The 16,728-nt window shown below is 66.7% G+C and carries 13 protein-coding genes; 11 read left to right on the forward strand and 2 right to left on the reverse strand.

The genetic code is table 11. From position 1 onward, the window contains the following. Positions 1-364 precede the first annotated feature (364 nt). From EPN51_RS00200 to EPN51_RS00235, 8 genes are all read left to right on the forward strand, one after another. Positions 365-3,898 carry a DNA-directed RNA polymerase subunit beta gene (locus EPN51_RS00200; protein WP_293034716.1) on the forward strand — a complete coding sequence of 1,178 codons (3,534 nt, stop codon included), beginning with the start codon at positions 365-367 and terminating at the stop codon, positions 3,896-3,898. 42 nt (positions 3,899-3,940) lie between these two features. Then, entirely contained in the window at positions 3,941-7,891 is a 3,951-nt protein-coding gene (locus EPN51_RS00205) for a DNA-directed RNA polymerase subunit beta' (RefSeq protein WP_293034718.1), read from the forward strand. Positions 7,892-8,029: 138 nt separating this feature from the next. Beyond that, a complete protein-coding gene (locus tag EPN51_RS00210; RefSeq protein ID WP_293034720.1) occupies positions 8,030-8,785 on the forward strand; it encodes a deoxyribonuclease IV in 756 nt (251 codons plus the stop codon). A 27-nt stretch (positions 8,786-8,812) separates the two neighbouring features. Then, on the forward strand, positions 8,813-9,652 hold the full coding sequence (locus EPN51_RS00215) for a PHB depolymerase family esterase (protein ID WP_293034722.1): 840 nt from the start codon (positions 8,813-8,815) through the stop codon (positions 9,650-9,652). Between the two features lie 47 nt (positions 9,653-9,699). After that, positions 9,700-11,328 (forward strand): acyl-CoA dehydrogenase family protein, encoded by a 1,629-nt coding sequence (locus tag EPN51_RS00220; protein ID WP_293034724.1) that lies wholly within the window; start codon positions 9,700-9,702, stop codon positions 11,326-11,328. Next, a complete protein-coding gene (locus EPN51_RS00225) occupies positions 11,325-12,263 on the forward strand; it encodes a crotonase/enoyl-CoA hydratase family protein (protein WP_293034726.1) in 939 nt (312 codons plus the stop codon). Before EPN51_RS00220 ends, EPN51_RS00225 begins: the two co-directional genes overlap by 4 nt. Positions 12,264-12,265: 2 nt before the next feature. Next, positions 12,266-12,985, forward strand: a complete 720-nt coding sequence (locus EPN51_RS00230) for a PaaX family transcriptional regulator C-terminal domain-containing protein (protein ID WP_293034728.1) — start codon at positions 12,266-12,268, stop codon at positions 12,983-12,985. Next, positions 12,982-13,749, forward strand: coding sequence for a crotonase/enoyl-CoA hydratase family protein (locus EPN51_RS00235; protein ID WP_293034730.1), 768 nt, complete (start codon positions 12,982-12,984; stop codon positions 13,747-13,749). The genes EPN51_RS00230 and EPN51_RS00235 overlap by 4 nt, the downstream gene beginning before the upstream one ends. A gap of 22 nt (positions 13,750-13,771) precedes the next feature. On the opposite strand, the gene EPN51_RS00240 is transcribed toward EPN51_RS00235, so the two are convergent. Beyond that, complete coding sequence (locus EPN51_RS00240) at positions 13,772-14,257, reverse strand: DUF3060 domain-containing protein (protein ID WP_293034732.1); 486 nt, start codon at positions 14,255-14,257, stop codon at positions 13,772-13,774. 47 nt (positions 14,258-14,304) lie between these two features. Next, positions 14,305-14,694 (reverse strand): DUF3060 domain-containing protein, encoded by a 390-nt coding sequence (locus tag EPN51_RS00245; RefSeq protein WP_293034734.1) that lies wholly within the window; start codon positions 14,692-14,694, stop codon positions 14,305-14,307. A gap of 194 nt (positions 14,695-14,888) precedes the next feature. On the opposite strand from EPN51_RS00245, the gene EPN51_RS00250 reads away from it, so the two are divergent. The 3 genes from EPN51_RS00250 to rpsG all read left to right on the forward strand — a co-directional run bounded on the left by EPN51_RS00250 (position 14,889) and on the right by rpsG (position 16,679). After that, entirely contained in the window at positions 14,889-15,542 is a 654-nt protein-coding gene (locus EPN51_RS00250; protein ID WP_293034736.1) for a TetR/AcrR family transcriptional regulator, read from the forward strand. Positions 15,543-15,834: 292 nt separating this feature from the next. After that, on the forward strand, positions 15,835-16,209 hold the full coding sequence (gene rpsL, locus EPN51_RS00255) for a 30S ribosomal protein S12 (protein ID WP_007767794.1): 375 nt from the start codon (positions 15,835-15,837) through the stop codon (positions 16,207-16,209). Continuing rightward, the gene (gene rpsG, locus EPN51_RS00260; RefSeq protein WP_065046088.1) at positions 16,209-16,679 is read left to right on the forward strand and encodes a 30S ribosomal protein S7; all 471 of its coding nucleotides are present in this window, start codon (positions 16,209-16,211) and stop codon (positions 16,677-16,679) included. The genes rpsL and rpsG overlap by 1 nt, the downstream gene beginning before the upstream one ends. The last annotated feature ends 49 nt before the right edge of the window (positions 16,680-16,728 follow it).

Here is a 16,728-nt window from a genome sequence, read left to right on the forward strand (position 1 = left end):
CGGCGGCCCGCCCTCTTGACGACGGGCCCCAAACGGGCCAGTCTGTTGGGCAGCATGTACCTGAACTGTTCAAGGGAAGTCGGGATCGCCAGCCAGCGTCGATATCCCTGGACCGCCAGTGCTGGGAAGTTGAGGAATGCGCAGTCCTGCGCTATTGTTGGACGTTGCGCTGGCTACCTCCTGCCCACCTCACCCGCCACTTGACACCGTGGTCTAAGCCTGAGCCCCCTTACGTGGCTTAGTTCTTTAGTTGCGCGCGTGAGATCCGGACAGATCGTTCGCCGGCCGAACCGACACAATTCGCGGCGAGCTGGCCGGTGTTCCCGGCTTTCGTGAGTCGCACGAGGTGCTGGAAGGATGCATCTTGGCTGATTTCCGCCAGAGCAAGACGGATCGCCCACAAAATTCCTCTAACGGAAGTTCGTCGAACGGCTCAGTGCCTGGAGCGCCCAACCGAGTTTCCTTCGCCAAGCTCCGCGAGCCACTCGAGGTTCCGGGCCTGCTTGACGTGCAGATCGACTCCTTCGAGTGGTTGATCGGCGCGCCGCGGTGGCGTGCGGCCGCCGCCGACCGCGCCGAGGGCAAGGCGGGGGTCACCCCGGTGGGCGGCCTGGAAGAGGTGCTCTTGGAGCTCTCGCCGATCGAGGACTTCTCCGGCTCGATGTCGCTGTCGTTCTCCGACCCGCGTTTCGACGAGGTCAAGGCGCCGGTCGACGAGTGCAAAGACAAGGACATGACGTACGCGGCCCCGCTGTTCGTCACGGCCGAGTTCATCAACAACAACACCGGTGAGATCAAGAGCCAGACGGTGTTCATGGGTGACTTCCCGATGATGACCGAGAAGGGCACCTTCATCATCAACGGCACCGAGCGCGTGGTGGTCAGCCAGCTGGTCCGCTCGCCCGGTGTGTACTTCGACGAGTCCATCGACAAGTCGACCGAGAAGCTGCTGCACAGCGTCAAGGTGATCCCCAGCCGGGGCGCGTGGCTGGAGTTCGACGTCGACAAGCGCGACACCGTCGGCGTGCGCATCGACCGCAAGCGCCGTCAGCCGGTCACCGTCCTGCTCAAGGCCCTGGGCTGGAGCAACGAGCAGATCACCGAGCGGTTCGGCTTCTCCGAGATCATGATGTCGACGCTGGAGAAGGACAACACCGCCGGCACCGACGAGGCGCTGCTGGACATCTACCGCAAGCTGCGTCCGGGCGAGCCGCCGACCAAGGAGTCCGCGCAGACCCTGCTGGAGAACCTGTTCTTCAAGGAGAAGCGCTACGACCTGGCCCGAGTCGGCCGCTACAAGGTCAACAAGAAGCTCGGGCTGAATGTCGGCGAGCCGATCACGAGCTCGACGCTGACCGAGGAAGACGTCGTCGCCACGATCGAGTACCTGGTGCGCCTGCACCACGCCCGTTCGGATGGCCAGCCGGCTGTCATGACTGTCCCCGGTGGCTCCGAGGTGCCGGTGGAGACCGACGACATCGACCACTTCGGCAACCGCCGGTTGCGCACCGTCGGTGAGCTGATCCAGAACCAGATCCGGGTCGGCATGTCGAGGATGGAGCGCGTCGTCCGGGAGCGGATGACCACCCAGGATGTCGAGGCCATCACGCCGCAGACCCTGATCAACATCCGGCCGGTCGTCGCCGCGATCAAGGAGTTCTTCGGCACCAGCCAGCTGAGTCAGTTCATGGACCAGAACAACCCGCTGTCGGGGCTGACCCACAAGCGGCGCCTCTCGGCCCTGGGGCCCGGCGGTCTGTCCCGTGAGCGCGCCGGCTTGGAGGTTCGTGACGTCCACCCGTCGCACTACGGCCGGATGTGCCCGATCGAGACCCCGGAGGGTCCCAACATCGGTCTGATCGGCTCGCTGTCGGTGTACGCGCGGGTGAACCCGTTCGGGTTCATCGAGACCCCGTACCGCAAGGTGGTCGACGGTGTGGTCACCGACGAGATCCACTACCTGACCGCCGACGAGGAGGACCGCCACGTCGTGGCTCAGGCCAACTCGCCGATCGACGACAAGGGCCGGTTCGAAGAGTCGCGTGTGTTGGTCCGCCGGAAGGCGGGCGAGGTCGAATACGTCCCCTCGTCCGAGGTTGACTACATGGACGTGTCACCGCGCCAGATGGTGTCGGTGGCCACCGCGATGATCCCGTTCCTCGAGCACGACGACGCCAACCGTGCCCTGATGGGCGCCAACATGCAGCGCCAGGCGGTTCCGCTGGTACGCAGTGAGGCGCCGCTGGTGGGTACCGGTATGGAGCTGCGCGCGGCGATCGACGCCGGCGACGTCGTCGTCGCGGAGAAGTCCGGGGTGATCGAGGAGGTCTCCGCCGACTACGTCACCGTGATGGCCGACGACGGCACCCGGCACACCTACCGGATGCGCAAGTTCGAGCGGTCCAACCACGGCACCTGCGCCAACCAGTCGCCGATCGTCGACGCGGGTGACCGGGTCGAGGCCGGCCAGGTCATCGCCGACGGTCCGTGCACCGAGAACGGTGAGATGGCGCTGGGCAAGAACCTGCTCGTGGCGATCATGCCGTGGGAGGGCCACAACTACGAGGACGCGATCATCCTCTCCAACCGCCTGGTTGAGGAGGACGTGCTCACCTCGATCCACATCGAAGAGCACGAGATCGACGCCCGCGACACCAAGCTGGGCGCCGAGGAGATCACCCGGGACATCCCGAACGTCTCCGACGAGGTGCTGGCCGACCTCGACGAGCGCGGCATCGTGCGCATCGGTGCCGAGGTCCGCGACGGCGACATCCTGGTCGGCAAGGTCACCCCGAAGGGGGAGACGGAGCTGACTCCGGAGGAGCGGCTGCTGCGGGCGATCTTCGGTGAGAAGGCCCGCGAGGTCCGCGACACCTCACTGAAGGTGCCGCACGGCGAGTCCGGCAAGGTCATCGGCATCCGGGTGTTCTCCCGCGAGGACGACGACGAGCTGCCGGCCGGTGTCAACGAGCTGGTGCGGGTCTACGTGGCCCAGAAGCGGAAGATCTCCGACGGTGACAAGCTGGCCGGACGCCACGGCAACAAGGGCGTCATCGGCAAGATCCTGCCGCAAGAGGACATGCCGTTCATGCCGGACGGCACGCCGGTGGACATCATCCTGAACACCCACGGTGTGCCGCGACGGATGAACATCGGTCAGATCCTGGAGACCCACCTGGGGTGGGTGGCCAAGTCCGGCTGGAACATCGACGGCGGACCCGAGTGGGCGGCCAACCTGCCCGAGGAGCTGCGGCACGCGCAGCCGGACCAGATCGTGTCGACGCCCGTGTTCGACGGCGCCAAGGAGGAGGAGCTGCAGGGCATGCTGTCCTGCACGCTGCCCAACCGCGACGGCGACGTCATGGTCAACGGCGACGGCAAGGCGGTGCTGTTCGACGGCCGCAGCGGTGAGCCGTTCCCGTACCCGGTGACCGTTGGCTACATGTACATCATGAAGCTGCACCACCTGGTGGACGACAAGATCCACGCCCGCTCCACCGGCCCGTACTCGATGATCACCCAGCAGCCGCTGGGTGGTAAGGCGCAGTTCGGTGGCCAGCGCTTCGGTGAGATGGAGTGCTGGGCCATGCAGGCCTACGGCGCGGCGTACACGCTGCAGGAGCTGTTGACCATCAAGTCCGACGACACCGTCGGCCGGGTCAAGGTCTACGAGGCGATCGTCAAGGGCGAGAACATCCCGGAGCCGGGCATCCCCGAGTCCTTCAAGGTGTTGCTCAAGGAACTGCAGTCGCTGTGCCTCAACGTCGAGGTCCTCTCCTCGGACGGCGCGGCGATCGAGTTGCGCGAAGGCGAGGACGAGGACCTCGAGCGGGCCGCGGCAAACCTGGGAATCAACTTGTCCCGCAACGAATCTGCTTCTGTTGAGGACCTGGCTTAATCACTTTTAGGTAACTAAACCCGCAAGGGGAAAGGAAGTTACGTGCTCGACGTCAACTTCTTCGATGAACTTCGTATCGGTCTGGCCACCGCGGAGGACATCAGGCAATGGTCTTACGGCGAGGTCAAGAAGCCGGAGACGATCAACTACCGCACGCTGAAGCCGGAGAAGGACGGCCTGTTCTGCGAGAAGATCTTTGGACCGACTCGCGACTGGGAGTGCTACTGCGGCAAGTACAAGCGGGTCCGGTTCAAGGGCATCATCTGTGAGCGCTGCGGCGTCGAGGTGACCCGTGCCAAGGTGCGCCGCGAGCGCATGGGTCACATCGAGCTGGCCGCACCCGTCACGCACATCTGGTACTTCAAGGGCGTGCCCTCGCGGTTGGGCTATCTGCTCGACCTGGCGCCGAAGGATCTCGAGAAGATCATCTACTTCGCCGCCTACGTCATCACCGCGGTCGACGACGAGATGCGCCACAACGAGCTCTCGACTCTCGAGGCCGAGATGATGGTGGAGCGCAAGGCCATCGAGGACCAGCGCGATTCAGACCTGGAGGCCCGCGCCCAAAAGCTGGAGGCCGACCTGGCCGAGCTGGAGGCCGAAGGCGCCAAGGCCGACGCGCGCCGCAAGGTCCGCGACGGTGGTGAGCGCGAGATGCGCCAGCTGCGCGACCGGGCCCAGCGTGAGCTGGACCGGCTCGAGGAGATCTGGACCACGTTCACCAAGTTGGCTCCCAAGCAGCTGATCGTCGACGAGAACCTCTACCGCGAGCTGATCGATCGTTTCGGCGAGTACTTCACCGGCGCTATGGGCGCGGAGTCGATCCAGAAGCTGATCGAGAACTTCGACATCGACGCCGAGGCCGAGACGCTGCGTGACGTCATTCGTAATGGCAAGGGACAGAAGAAGCTTCGTGCGCTCAAGCGTCTGAAGGTCGTCGCGGCTTTCCAGCAGTCGGGTAACTCGCCGATGGGCATGGTGCTCGACGCCGTACCGGTGATTCCGCCGGAACTGCGTCCGATGGTGCAGCTCGACGGTGGCCGGTTCGCCACGTCCGACCTGAACGACCTGTACCGCCGGGTGATCAACCGGAACAACCGCCTCAAGAGGCTGCTCGACCTCGGTGCACCCGAGATCATCGTCAACAACGAGAAGCGGATGTTGCAGGAGTCCGTGGACGCGCTGTTCGACAACGGCCGCCGCGGCCGTCCGGTCACCGGGCCGGGTAACCGCCCGCTGAAGTCGCTGAGCGATCTGCTCAAGGGCAAGCAGGGCCGGTTCCGTCAGAACCTGCTCGGTAAGCGTGTCGACTACTCGGGCCGCAGCGTCATCGTGGTCGGCCCGCAGCTCAAGCTGCACCAGTGCGGTCTGCCCAAGCTGATGGCGCTGGAGCTGTTCAAGCCGTTCGTGATGAAGCGGCTGGTGGACCTCAATCACGCGCAGAACATCAAGAGCGCCAAGCGCATGGTGGAGCGTCAGCGTCCGCAGGTGTGGGACGTCCTCGAGGAGGTCATCGCCGAGCACCCGGTGCTGCTGAACCGTGCACCGACCCTGCACCGCCTGGGCATCCAGGCCTTCGAGCCAATGCTGGTGGAAGGCAAGGCAATCCAGTTGCACCCGTTGGTCTGCGAGGCGTTCAACGCCGACTTCGACGGTGACCAGATGGCGGTGCACCTGCCGCTTTCCGCCGAGGCGCAGGCCGAGGCCCGCATCCTGATGCTGTCCTCGAACAACATCCTGTCGCCCGCGTCGGGCCGACCGCTGGCCATGCCGCGTCTGGACATGGTGACCGGCCTGTACTACCTGACCACCGAGGTCGACGGCGATAAAGGCGAATACGTTGCGGCCGCGAAGGACAGGCCGGAGGTGGGCGTGTACTCGTCACCGGCCGAGGCCATCATGGCCTCGGACCGCGGTGTGCTGTCGGTGCGGGCCAAGATCAAGGTGCGGCTGACCCAGCTGCGTCCGCCTGCCGAGATCGAGGCCGAGCAGTTCGGCGCCAACGGCTGGCGGCCGGGGGACGCCTGGATGGCCGAGACGACGCTGGGCCGGGTCCTGTTCAACGAGCTGCTGCCGGTGGGCTATCCGTTCGTGAACAAGCAGATGCACAAGAAGGTCCAGGCCTCCATCATCAACGACCTGGCCGAGCGCTACCCGATGATCGTGGTCGCGCAGACCGTGGACAAGCTCAAGGACGCCGGTTTCTACTGGGCGACCCGCAGCGGTGTCACCGTGTCGATGGCCGACGTGCTGGTCCCGCCCCGCAAGAAGGAGATCCTCGACCAGTACGAGGAGCGGGCCGAAAAGGTCGAAAAGCAGTTCCAGCGTGGTGCTTTGAACCATGACGAGCGCAACGAGGCGTTGGTGGAGATCTGGAAGGAAGCCACCGACGAGGTCGGTCAGGCGCTCCGCGAGCACTACCCGGCCGACAACCCGATCATCACGATCGTCGACTCGGGTGCCACGGGTAACTTCACCCAGACGCGAACGCTGGCCGGCATGAAGGGTCTGGTGACCAACCCGAAGGGTGAGTTCATCCCGCGTCCGGTCAAGTCGTCGTTCCGCGAGGGCCTGACGGTGCTGGAGTACTTCATCAACACGCACGGCGCTCGAAAGGGCTTGGCGGACACCGCGTTGCGTACCGCCGACTCGGGGTACCTGACTCGTCGTCTGGTGGACGTGAGCCAGGACGTCATCGTCCGCGAGCACGACTGCGAGACCGAGCGGGGCATCATCGTCGAGCTGGCCGAGCGTCAGCCGGACGGCACGCTGATCCGTGACCCGTACATCGAAACCTCGGCGTACGCACGGACTTTGGGCGCCGACGCGGTCGACGAGGCCGGCAACGTCGTCGTCGCTCGCGGCGAGGACCTGGGTGACCCCTCGATCGAGGCCCTGCTGGCCGCGGGCATCACGCAGGTCAAGGTGCGCTCGGTGCTCACCTGTACCACCGGCACCGGGGTGTGCGCGACCTGCTACGGACGGTCGATGGCCACCGGCAAGCTGGTCGACATCGGTGAGGCCGTCGGTATCGTCGCGGCGCAGTCCATCGGCGAGCCCGGTACTCAGCTGACCATGCGTACCTTCCACCAGGGTGGTGTCGGTGAGGACATCACCGGCGGTCTGCCCCGCGTGCAGGAGCTGTTCGAGGCGCGGGTACCGCGCGGTAAGGCGCCGATCGCCGACGTCACCGGGCGGATTCAGCTCGAGGAAGGTGAGCGCTTCTACAAGATCACCGTCGTGCCCGATGACGGCAGCGAGGAAGTCGTCTACGACAAGCTCTCCAAGCGGCAGCGGCTGCGTGTGTTCAAGCACGAAGACGGTTCCGAGCGGGTGCTGTCCGGCGGCGACCACGTTGAGGTGGGCCAGCAGCTGATGGAAGGCTCGGCCGACCCGCACGAGGTGCTGCGGGTGCAGGGCCCCCGTGAGGTGCAGATCCACCTGGTCCGCGAGGTCCAGGAGGTGTACCGGGCGCAGGGTGTGTCGATCCACGACAAGCACATCGAGGTGATCGTTCGCCAGATGCTGCGTCGCGTCACCATCATCGACTCCGGCTCCACCGAGTTCCTGCCCGGCTCTCTGATCGAACGCGCCGGGTTCGAAGCGGAGAACCGCCGGGTGGTTGCCGAGGGCGGCGAGCCCGCGGCCGGCCGGCCGGTGCTGATGGGTATCACGAAGGCGAGCCTCGCCACCGACTCGTGGCTAAGTGCGGCGTCGTTCCAGGAGACCACGCGAGTGCTGACCGATGCGGCGATCAACTGCCGCAGCGACAAGCTCAAGGGTCTGAAGGAGAACGTGATCATCGGAAAGCTGATCCCGGCCGGTACCGGTATCAACCGGTACCGCAACATCCAGGTGCAGCCGACCGAGGAGGCCCGGGCCGCCGCGTACACGATCCCGTCCTACGAGGATCAGTACTACAGTCCGGACTTCGGCCAGGCCGCCGGTGCCGCGGTTCCGCTGGACGACTACGGCTACAGCGACTACCGGTAGTCGCTGTAGGAAAAGCCCCCGCCTCGTGCGGGGGCTTTTTCTATGCGTCGAGTGTGCGGCAAGCCGCACGTTCGGCGTCGAGTGTGCGGCCGGCCGCACACTCGCCTCGCGTCGGCACCCCTCACTACACTGGCAGCCGTGCTCATCGGTTCGCACGTCCACCAAGACGATCCCCTGGCCGCCGCGCAGGCGGACGGCGCCGACGTGGTGCAGTTCTTCCTCGGCAACCCGCAGAGCTGGAAGAAGCCCAAGCCGCGTGACGACACCGAGGCGCTGAAGGCCTCAACCATTCCCCTGTACGTCCATGCGCCGTATCTGATCAACGTGGCATCGGCCAACAATCGCATCCGGATCCCGTCGCGCAAGATTCTGCAAGATACCTGCGACGCAGCCGCGGCCATCAACGCGACGGCGGTGATCGTGCACGGCGGGCACGCCGACGACAACGACATGGCCGCAGGCTTCGGGCGGTGGGTCAAGGCGCTGGACTACCTGGACACCGACGTGCAGGTCTACCTGGAGAACACCGCCGGCGGCGACCACGCGATGGCCCGCCACTTCGACACCATCGGCAGGCTGTGGGATCACATCGGCGACAAGGGTATTGGGTTCTGCCTGGACACCTGCCACGCTTGGGCCGCGGGTGAGAAGCTGATCGACGCGGTCGACCGGATCAAGGCGCTGACCGGCCGCATCGACCTGGTGCACTGCAACGACTCGAGGGACGCGGCCGGCTCCGGTGCCGACCGGCACGCCAACTTCGGCGCCGGGCAGATCGATCCCGAGCTGCTCGCCGGGGTGGTCAAGGCCGCCGACGCGCCGGTCATCTGCGAAACCGCCGACGAGGGCCGCAAGGACGACATCGCGTTCCTGCGGGAGAAAACAAGCGGCTGAAACCGGGCCAGCGCTTACCTTTGATCCATGCTGCGCCGACTGCCCACGCTGTTGGGCGTTGTCCTGGTGGTCGCGGGCTGCTTCCCGGGAGCCGCCAACCTGCCGTCGGGCTTCGCGACCGGCACCAGCGTCCACCACATCAAGGTCGGCGGGCTCGAGCGCAGCTATCGGCTGTACAAACCCGCGGGTGTGCCCGCCAAGGCCCCGCTGGTGGTCATGATGCACGGTGTGTCGGGAAGCGCCGGGGAAGCCGAAAGGGATTACCGATGGGACGGATTGGCCGATTCGGGCAAGTTCGTCGTCGCCTACCCGGATGGCCTCGACCGGGCCTGGAACGTCGGCGGGCAAACCTGCTGCGGCCGGTCTGGACGAGAAGGCGTCGACGATGTCGGCTTCATCGCCGCGGCCGTCGCTGACATCGCCACGAACGTCGGCATCGACGCCGCCAGGGTCTATGCCACCGGTATGAGCAACGGCGGCATCATGTCCTACACGCTGGCGTGCACCACCGAGATTTTCGCGGCGATCGGCCCGGTTGCGGGCACCCAGCTGAACCCATGCCGGACCCCGCATCCGATGTCGGTCATGCACATTCATGGCACGGCCGATCGGCTTGTGCCCTACGGTGGCGGGCCGGGATACAGCGTCATCAACGGCCCTTCCGTGCCCACCGTGAATGCGTTCTGGCGCAACGTCGATCAGTGCGGCGCCCCATCGGCCACGACCGACGGTCCGATCACCACGTCGACCGCGGGGTGCGCCGAGGGCCGCGGCGTCGTGCTCATCACGGTCGACCAGGGTGACCACGAGTGGCCGGATTTCGCGACGCGAGAACTGTGGGAGTTCTTCGTCGCACACTCGCGCTGATCATTACAGCTCTTGTGCAATTGTCGAGAAAATGTAACATTGGTGGCATGTCGGATACCCATGTCGTCACCAACCAGGTCCCGCCCCTGCAAGACCACAACCCCGCTACCTCGGCGGTGCTCATCGAGGCCCTGATTCGCGAGGGCGGGCAGTGGGGCCTGGACGAGGTGAACGAGGTCGGGGCGCTGTCGGCCAGCCGCGAGGCGCAGCGGTGGGGCGAGCTCGCCGACCGCAACCAGCCCATCCTGCACACCCACGACCGCAACGGTCACCGCGTCGACGAGGTCGAATACGACCCGGCCTACCACGAACTGATGCGCGCGGCGATCACGCATGGCATGCACGCCGCGCCCTGGGCCGACGAGCGGCCGGGCGCGCACGTCGTCCGCGCCGCCAAGACCTCGGTGTGGACGGTCGAGCCGGGGCACATCTGCCCGATCTCGATGACGTACGCCGTGGTGCCCGCGCTCCGCTACAACCCCGAGCTCGCCAAGGTCTACGAGCCATTGCTGACCAGCCGCGAATACGACCCGGAACTCAGGCTCGCCACCACCAAACCGGGTATCACCGCGGGCATGTCGATGACCGAGAAGCAGGGGGGCTCCGACGTGCGGGCGGCCACCACCCGGGCGACCCCCAACGGCGACGGGACCTACAGCCTGACCGGCCACAAGTGGTTCACCTCGGCGCCGATGTGCGACATCTTCCTGGTGCTCGCGCAGGCACCCCAGGGGCTGTCGTGCTTCATGCTTCCCCGCGTGCTGCCCGACGGCACCCGCAACCGGATGTTCCTGCAGCGGCTCAAGGACAAGCTCGGCAACCACGCCAACGCCTCCAGCGAGGTCGAATACGACGGCGCGATCGCCTGGCTGGTGGGGGAGGAAGGCCGCGGCGTGTCCACCATCATCGAGATGGTCAACCTCACCCGGCTCGACTGCACCCTGGGCAGCGCCACCAGCATGCGCACCGGCCTGACCCGCGCCATCTACCATGCCCAGCACCGAAAGGCCTTCGGCGCCTACCTCATTGACCAGCCGCTGATGCGCAACGTGCTCGCGGACCTGGCCGTCGAGGCCGAGGCGGCCACCATGGTCGCGATGCGGATGGCCGGTGCCACCGACAAAGCCGTGCGCGGCGACGAGAAGGAGACGCTGCTGCGCCGAATCGGCCTGGCGGCCAGCAAGTACTGGGTGTGCAAGCGCTCCACCCCGCACGCCGCCGAAGCGCTGGAATGCCTGGGCGGCAACGGTTACATCGAGGACTCCGGCATGCCGCGGCTGTACCGGGAGGCGCCGCTGATGGGCATCTGGGAGGGCTCCGGCAACGTCAGCGCGCTGGACACGTTGCGCGCCATGGCGACTCGCCCCGAATGCATCGAGGTCCTGTTCGACGAGATCGCCGACAGCGCGGGTCAGGACCCGCGCCTGGGCAACCACGTCGGGCGGCTGCGAGCGGACCTGGCCAACCTGGACACCATCGCCTACCGCGGCCGCAAGGTCGCCGAAGACATCTGCCTGGCGTTGCAGGGCTCGCTGCTGGTGCGTCACGGGCACCCCGCCGTCGCCGAGGCATTCCTGACGACCCGGCTCGACCGCCAGTGGGGCGGTGCGTTCGGCACCATGCCGGACGGACTGGATCTGGCGCCCATCCTCGAGCGTGCTCTAGTAAAGGGATGACTCACGCCATCAGGCCGGTCGACTTCGACAACCTCAAAACGATGACCTACGAGGTCACGGGCCGGGTTGCGCGCATCACGTTCAATCGGCCGGACAAGGGCAACGCGATCGTCGCGGATACGCCGCTGGAGCTCTCGGCGTTGGTGGAGCGGGCCGATCTCGACCCGGGCGTTCATGTCATTCTGGTGTCCGGCCGCGGTGAGGGTTTCTGCGCGGGCTTCGACCTGAGCGCCTACGCCGACCGCACGGGGTCCGCCGGCGGAACCGGCGCGTATGCGGGCACGGTGCTGGACGGAAAGACCCAGGCGGTCAACCATCTGGCGGATCAGCCGTGGGATCCGATGATCGACTACCAGATGATGAGTCGCTTCGTGCGGGGCTTTTCCAGCCTCATGCACGCCGACAAGCCCACAGTGGTCAAGATCCACGGTTACTGCGTGGCCGGGGGCACCGACATGGCGCTGCACGCCGATCAGGTGATCGCCGCCGCCGATGCCAAGATCGGGTACCCGCCGACTCGGGTATGGGGTGTTCCCGCCGCGGGCCTGTGGGCGCACCGCCTCGGCGACCAGCGCGCCAAACGGCTGCTGTTCACCGGCGATTGCATCACCGGTGCGCAGGCCGCCGAGTGGGGATGGGCGGTCGAGGCGCCCGATCCCGCGGACCTCGACGAGCGCACCGAGCGGCTGGTCGAGCGGATCGCCGCGGTGCCGGTCAACCAGCTCATCATGGTCAAGCTCGCGCTGAATTCCGCTCTGCTGCAACAGGGTGTGGCCACCAGCAGGATGGTCAGCACGGTGTTCGACGGTGTCGCTCGGCACACGCCCGAGGGCCACGCCTTCGTCGCCGACGCGGTCGAGCACGGATTCCGTGAGGCGGTACGGCATCGCGACGAGCCGTTCGGCGACCACGGGCGTCGCGCGTCCGGAGTGTAGCCATGGCGGACATGACAGCGCGGTCGGTGGTGCTCAGCGTGTTGCTCGGTGCTCACCCGGCGCGCGCCCGCGCCAGCGAACTAGTCAGGCTCACTGCCGATTTCGGCATCAAGGAGTCGACCCTGCGAGTGGCGCTGACCCGGATGGTCGGTGCGGGCGACCTGGTCCGCAACGCGGACGGCTATCGGCTCTCGGATCGCCTGCTCGCCCGCCAGCGGCGTCAGGACGCCGCCATCGACCCACGGGTCCGCCCGTGGCGCCAGGAGTGGACCACGCTCATCGTGACCAGCGTGGGTGACGATGCGCGCACCCGCGCCTCGCTGCGTAATTCCATGCACGACAAGCGCTTTGGTGAGTTACGCGAGGGGGTGTGGATGCGGCCCGACAATATCGCCGCGGAGCTCGGCCCCGACGTCACGGCCAGGGTGCGGGTCCTGCGCGCGCGCGACGACGATCCCGCCGAGCTGGCCGCGCGGCTGTGGGACCTGCCCGGCTGGGCGCAGTCCGGTCATCAGTTGCTTGGCGAAATGGCCGCCGCGCCAGATATTCCCGGTCGCTTCGTGGTGGCCGCAGCGACCGTGCGGCACCTGCTCACCGACCCGGTCCTGCCCGACGAACTACTCCCGGCCGACTGGCCCGGTGCCCGGTTGCGGGCGGCCTACCACGACTTCGCCGCCGAGCTGCTGCAGCGGCGTGAACCACTATTTGCGGAGGCGACATGAGTGATCCGGTGCGCGTCGAGCGCAACGGCCCGGTGACCACGGTGATCATCGACCGGCCGGGGGCGCGCAACGCGGTCAACGGGCCGACCGCCGCCGCGCTGTATGCGGCTTTCGAGGAATTCGAGCGCGACGACACCGCGTCGGTGGCCGTGCTCTGGGGCGACGGCGGAACGTTCTGCGCCGGAGCCGATTTGAAGGCCTTTGGCACACCCGACGCCAACGCCGTGCACCGGACGGGCCCGGGTCCGATGGGGCCGACACGAATGGTGCTGTCCAAACCCGTCATCGCCGCGGTCAGCGGCTACGCCGTCGCCGGCGGTCTGGAGCTGGCCATCTGGTGTGATCTGCGGGTCGCCGAGGAGGATGCCGTGTTCGGTGTGTTCTGCCGGCGCTGGGGTGTCCCACTGATCGACGGCGGCACCGTGCGGCTGCCGCGGCTGATCGGACACAGCCGCGCGATAGACATGATTCTCACGGGCCGCGCCGTGGCCGCCGACGAAGCCCAGGCCATCGGACTGGCGAATCGGGTGGTCCCCAAGGGCCAATCGCGCCAGGCCGCAGAGGAATTGGCGGAGCAACTGGCGGCGCTGCCACAGCAGTGCCTGCGCTCGGACCGGCTCTCGGCGCTACATCAATGGGGGACAACGGAATCCGAGGCGCTCGACTTCGAATTCGCCAGCATCTCCCGGGTGGCCGCGGAGGCGAACGAAGGAGCCGGGCGGTTCGCCGCGGGCGCGGGAAGGCACGGCGCGGCCGCCGAATAAGGGCCGGTTAGCCGCCGGCCGGTCAGCCGCCCTTGTTGATCGTGTTGCTCTGGCCGATCTTGTCCACCTTGGGGTCACCGTCCTTGTAGGTGATGGTGTTGTTCATCCCCAGCACGGTGATGCGGGTGTTCACCTTGTCGAACGTGATCTTGTTGTTGGTGCCGCTGATGGTGGCCGTCTCGCAGGTGCCCGTGATCGTCAGGTTGTTGTCCGAGCCGCCGACGTTCAGCGACTTGCCGCTGGCGCAGTCCAGGGTGGTGGTGGTGCCCATCGACCCGTAATTGATCGAGTTGCCGATCTCGATGGACGCGGTGGTGCTCGCACCGCCCGATCCCGTCGTCGGCGCGGCGCCCGCACTGGTCGTCGCGCTGCTCTTGGTGGTGGTCGTCGAGGACCCCGCCGGCGGGTTGGCCGTCGAACTGCAGCCGGCCAGCACCAGGGCCGCGGCCGCCGGTGCCAAAGCGAATGCGGCCAGTCTGCGGCGGTGCTCGAAGGTATGGACGCACATCGTTTTTTGATTCCCTCTCGTTTTTTGGTTCCGCTCGGTGTGGTGCCTCAGCTCGCCACCTGCTGGAGCCGGTTGGTCATGCCCAATTCGCGGCCGCGGTCCCACAGGAACGGCTGACCGCTCTTGTAGAACACCGTCTGGTCGTAGCCGTACACCGTGATGTCGTGCGAAACCGAGTCGGCGACAACCACATTCGACGAACCCATCACCGTCACGGCGTAGCAGTTGCCCAGCGCGGTGACGGTGATGCCCGTGCCGTTGACCAGCAGCGTGGCGTCGTTGCAGTCGATCGTCTGCTCGATATCCTCCCCGATGACATGGGTGTCGCCGTTCTTGGCCTGCGCGAGCGGCGGTGGGGCGGCGACCGTGGCGGCGAAACCGGCGGCGACGGCGAGAGCGCCGGTGGCCAGTGACCCGGCGGCGGTTGTCCACTTCACTGCGGGCCCCCTTTTGGACGGGTCGTCTGCTCGAATGAGCCAAGCATGACATTACGTGCATTTGCCTGCCCGATGGCAGATTTATTTTCCTCCGCCGGGCGCGCATGTCCCGCCGGGGAGATTACTGTCTGAACGGGCGTCAACTAGAGTCATTAGTTAACCGCAACCCGTTTCCGCGATCGAAGGGCGACCGCATGGCAGCTCAACCGGATCCGCCGTCGGCGGCCGGGCGCCAACGCGCGGGACGGCCCGGCTCTCGCCCGACCAAGCTGAGCCGGGAAGGGATCATCGACGGCGCACTGACGTTCCTGGATCGCGAGGGCTGGGACGCCCTGACCATCAACGCGCTGGCGATGGGATTGGGCACCAAGGGGCCGTCGCTGTACAACCATGTGGACAGCCTGGAGGATTTGCGCCGCGCGGTGCGGATTCGCGTCATCGACGACATCATCATGATGCTCAACCGGGTGGGCGTGGGCCGCGCCCGCGACGATGCCGTGCTGGTCATGGCGGGCGCGTACCGCAGCTATGCCCACCATCACCCGGGCCGCTACTCGGCCTTCACCCGGATGCCGCTGGGTGGCGACGATCCGGAATACACGGCCGCGACCCGCGGCGCGGCCGCGCCGGTGATCGCCGTGCTGTCCTCCTACGGTCTCGACGGCGAGGCGGCCTTTTTCGCGGCGCTGGAGTTCTGGTCGGCGTTGCACGGCTTCGTGTTGCTGGAGATGACCGGTGTCATGGACGACATCGACACCGACGCGTTGTTCTCCGACATGGTGCTGCGCCTGGCGGCGGGTCTGGAACGGCGCACCGCCGGCGACGGCGCCACGGGCGCGGCCCGATAGCGGCGACCCGCTGCGCCCGGCTATGCCGCGCTGGCGATCGCCACGGGTCCGCCGCTTTGACCTGCGAGACCGGCGGCGGGTATTGTGGTTCCTCGTGCCTGGCGGCTTACGGCGCCCAACCGTAAGGAAGTGGATGCCGGGCGAATTCGCCTGTCCATGACGCATCGGACCAAGTCCGGTGCGCAGCGCATGCGACACACCCGGCCGCGGGGTGAGGCGGACGGACATAACTGCAGTACACAGACTTGAAATCGCCAGAAGTATGCCGAACACGAATAGAGAAAGCCGGTAGATGCCAACCATCCAGCAGCTGGTCCGCAAGGGTCGCCGGGACAAGGTCGCCAAGGTCAAGACCGCGGCCCTCAAGGGCAGCCCGCAGCGCCGCGGCGTATGCACGCGCGTGTACACCACCACTCCGAAGAAGCCGAACTCCGCGCTTCGGAAGGTGGCCCGCGTGAAGCTGACGAGTCAGGTTGAGGTCACGGCCTACATCCCCGGCGAGGGTCACAACCTGCAGGAACACTCGATGGTGCTGGTGCGTGGTGGCCGGGTGAAGGACCTGCCCGGTGTCCGATACAAGATCATCCGCGGTTCGCTCGACACCCAGGGCGTCAAGAACCGCAAGCAGGCTCGCAGCCGTTACGGCGCCAAGAAGGAGAAGAGCTGATGCCGCGCAAGGGGCCCGCGCCGAAGCGTCCGTTGGTCAATGACCCGGTCTACGGATCACAGCTGGTCACCCAGCTGGTGAACAAAGTCCTGCTGCAGGGGAAGAAATCACTCGCCGAGCGCATTGTTTACGGTGCGCTCGAACAAGCCCGGGATAAAACGGGCACGGATCCCGTGATCACGCTCAAGCGTGCTCTCGACAACGTCAAGCCCGCCTTGGAGGTGCGCAGCCGCCGCGTCGGTGGTGCCACCTATCAGGTGCCGGTCGAGGTGCGTCCGGATCGGTCCACCACGCTGGCGCTGCGCTGGCTTGTCAGCTTCTCGCGGCAACGCCGGGAGAAGACCATGGTCGAGCGCCTGGCAAACGAGATCATGGATGCCAGCAACGGCCTGGGGGCCGCCGTCAAGCGACGCGAGGACACCCACAAGATGGCCGAGGCCAACCGCGCCTTCGCGCACTACCGCTGGTAGGTCTCTCCGGCGCGGGTGCCGGGCCGGCCTGACCGCGAACGACAGCAAC

The organism is Mycobacterium sp., assembly GCF_004298145.1.
GTDB lineage: Bacteria > Actinomycetota > Actinomycetes > Mycobacteriales > Mycobacteriaceae > Mycobacterium.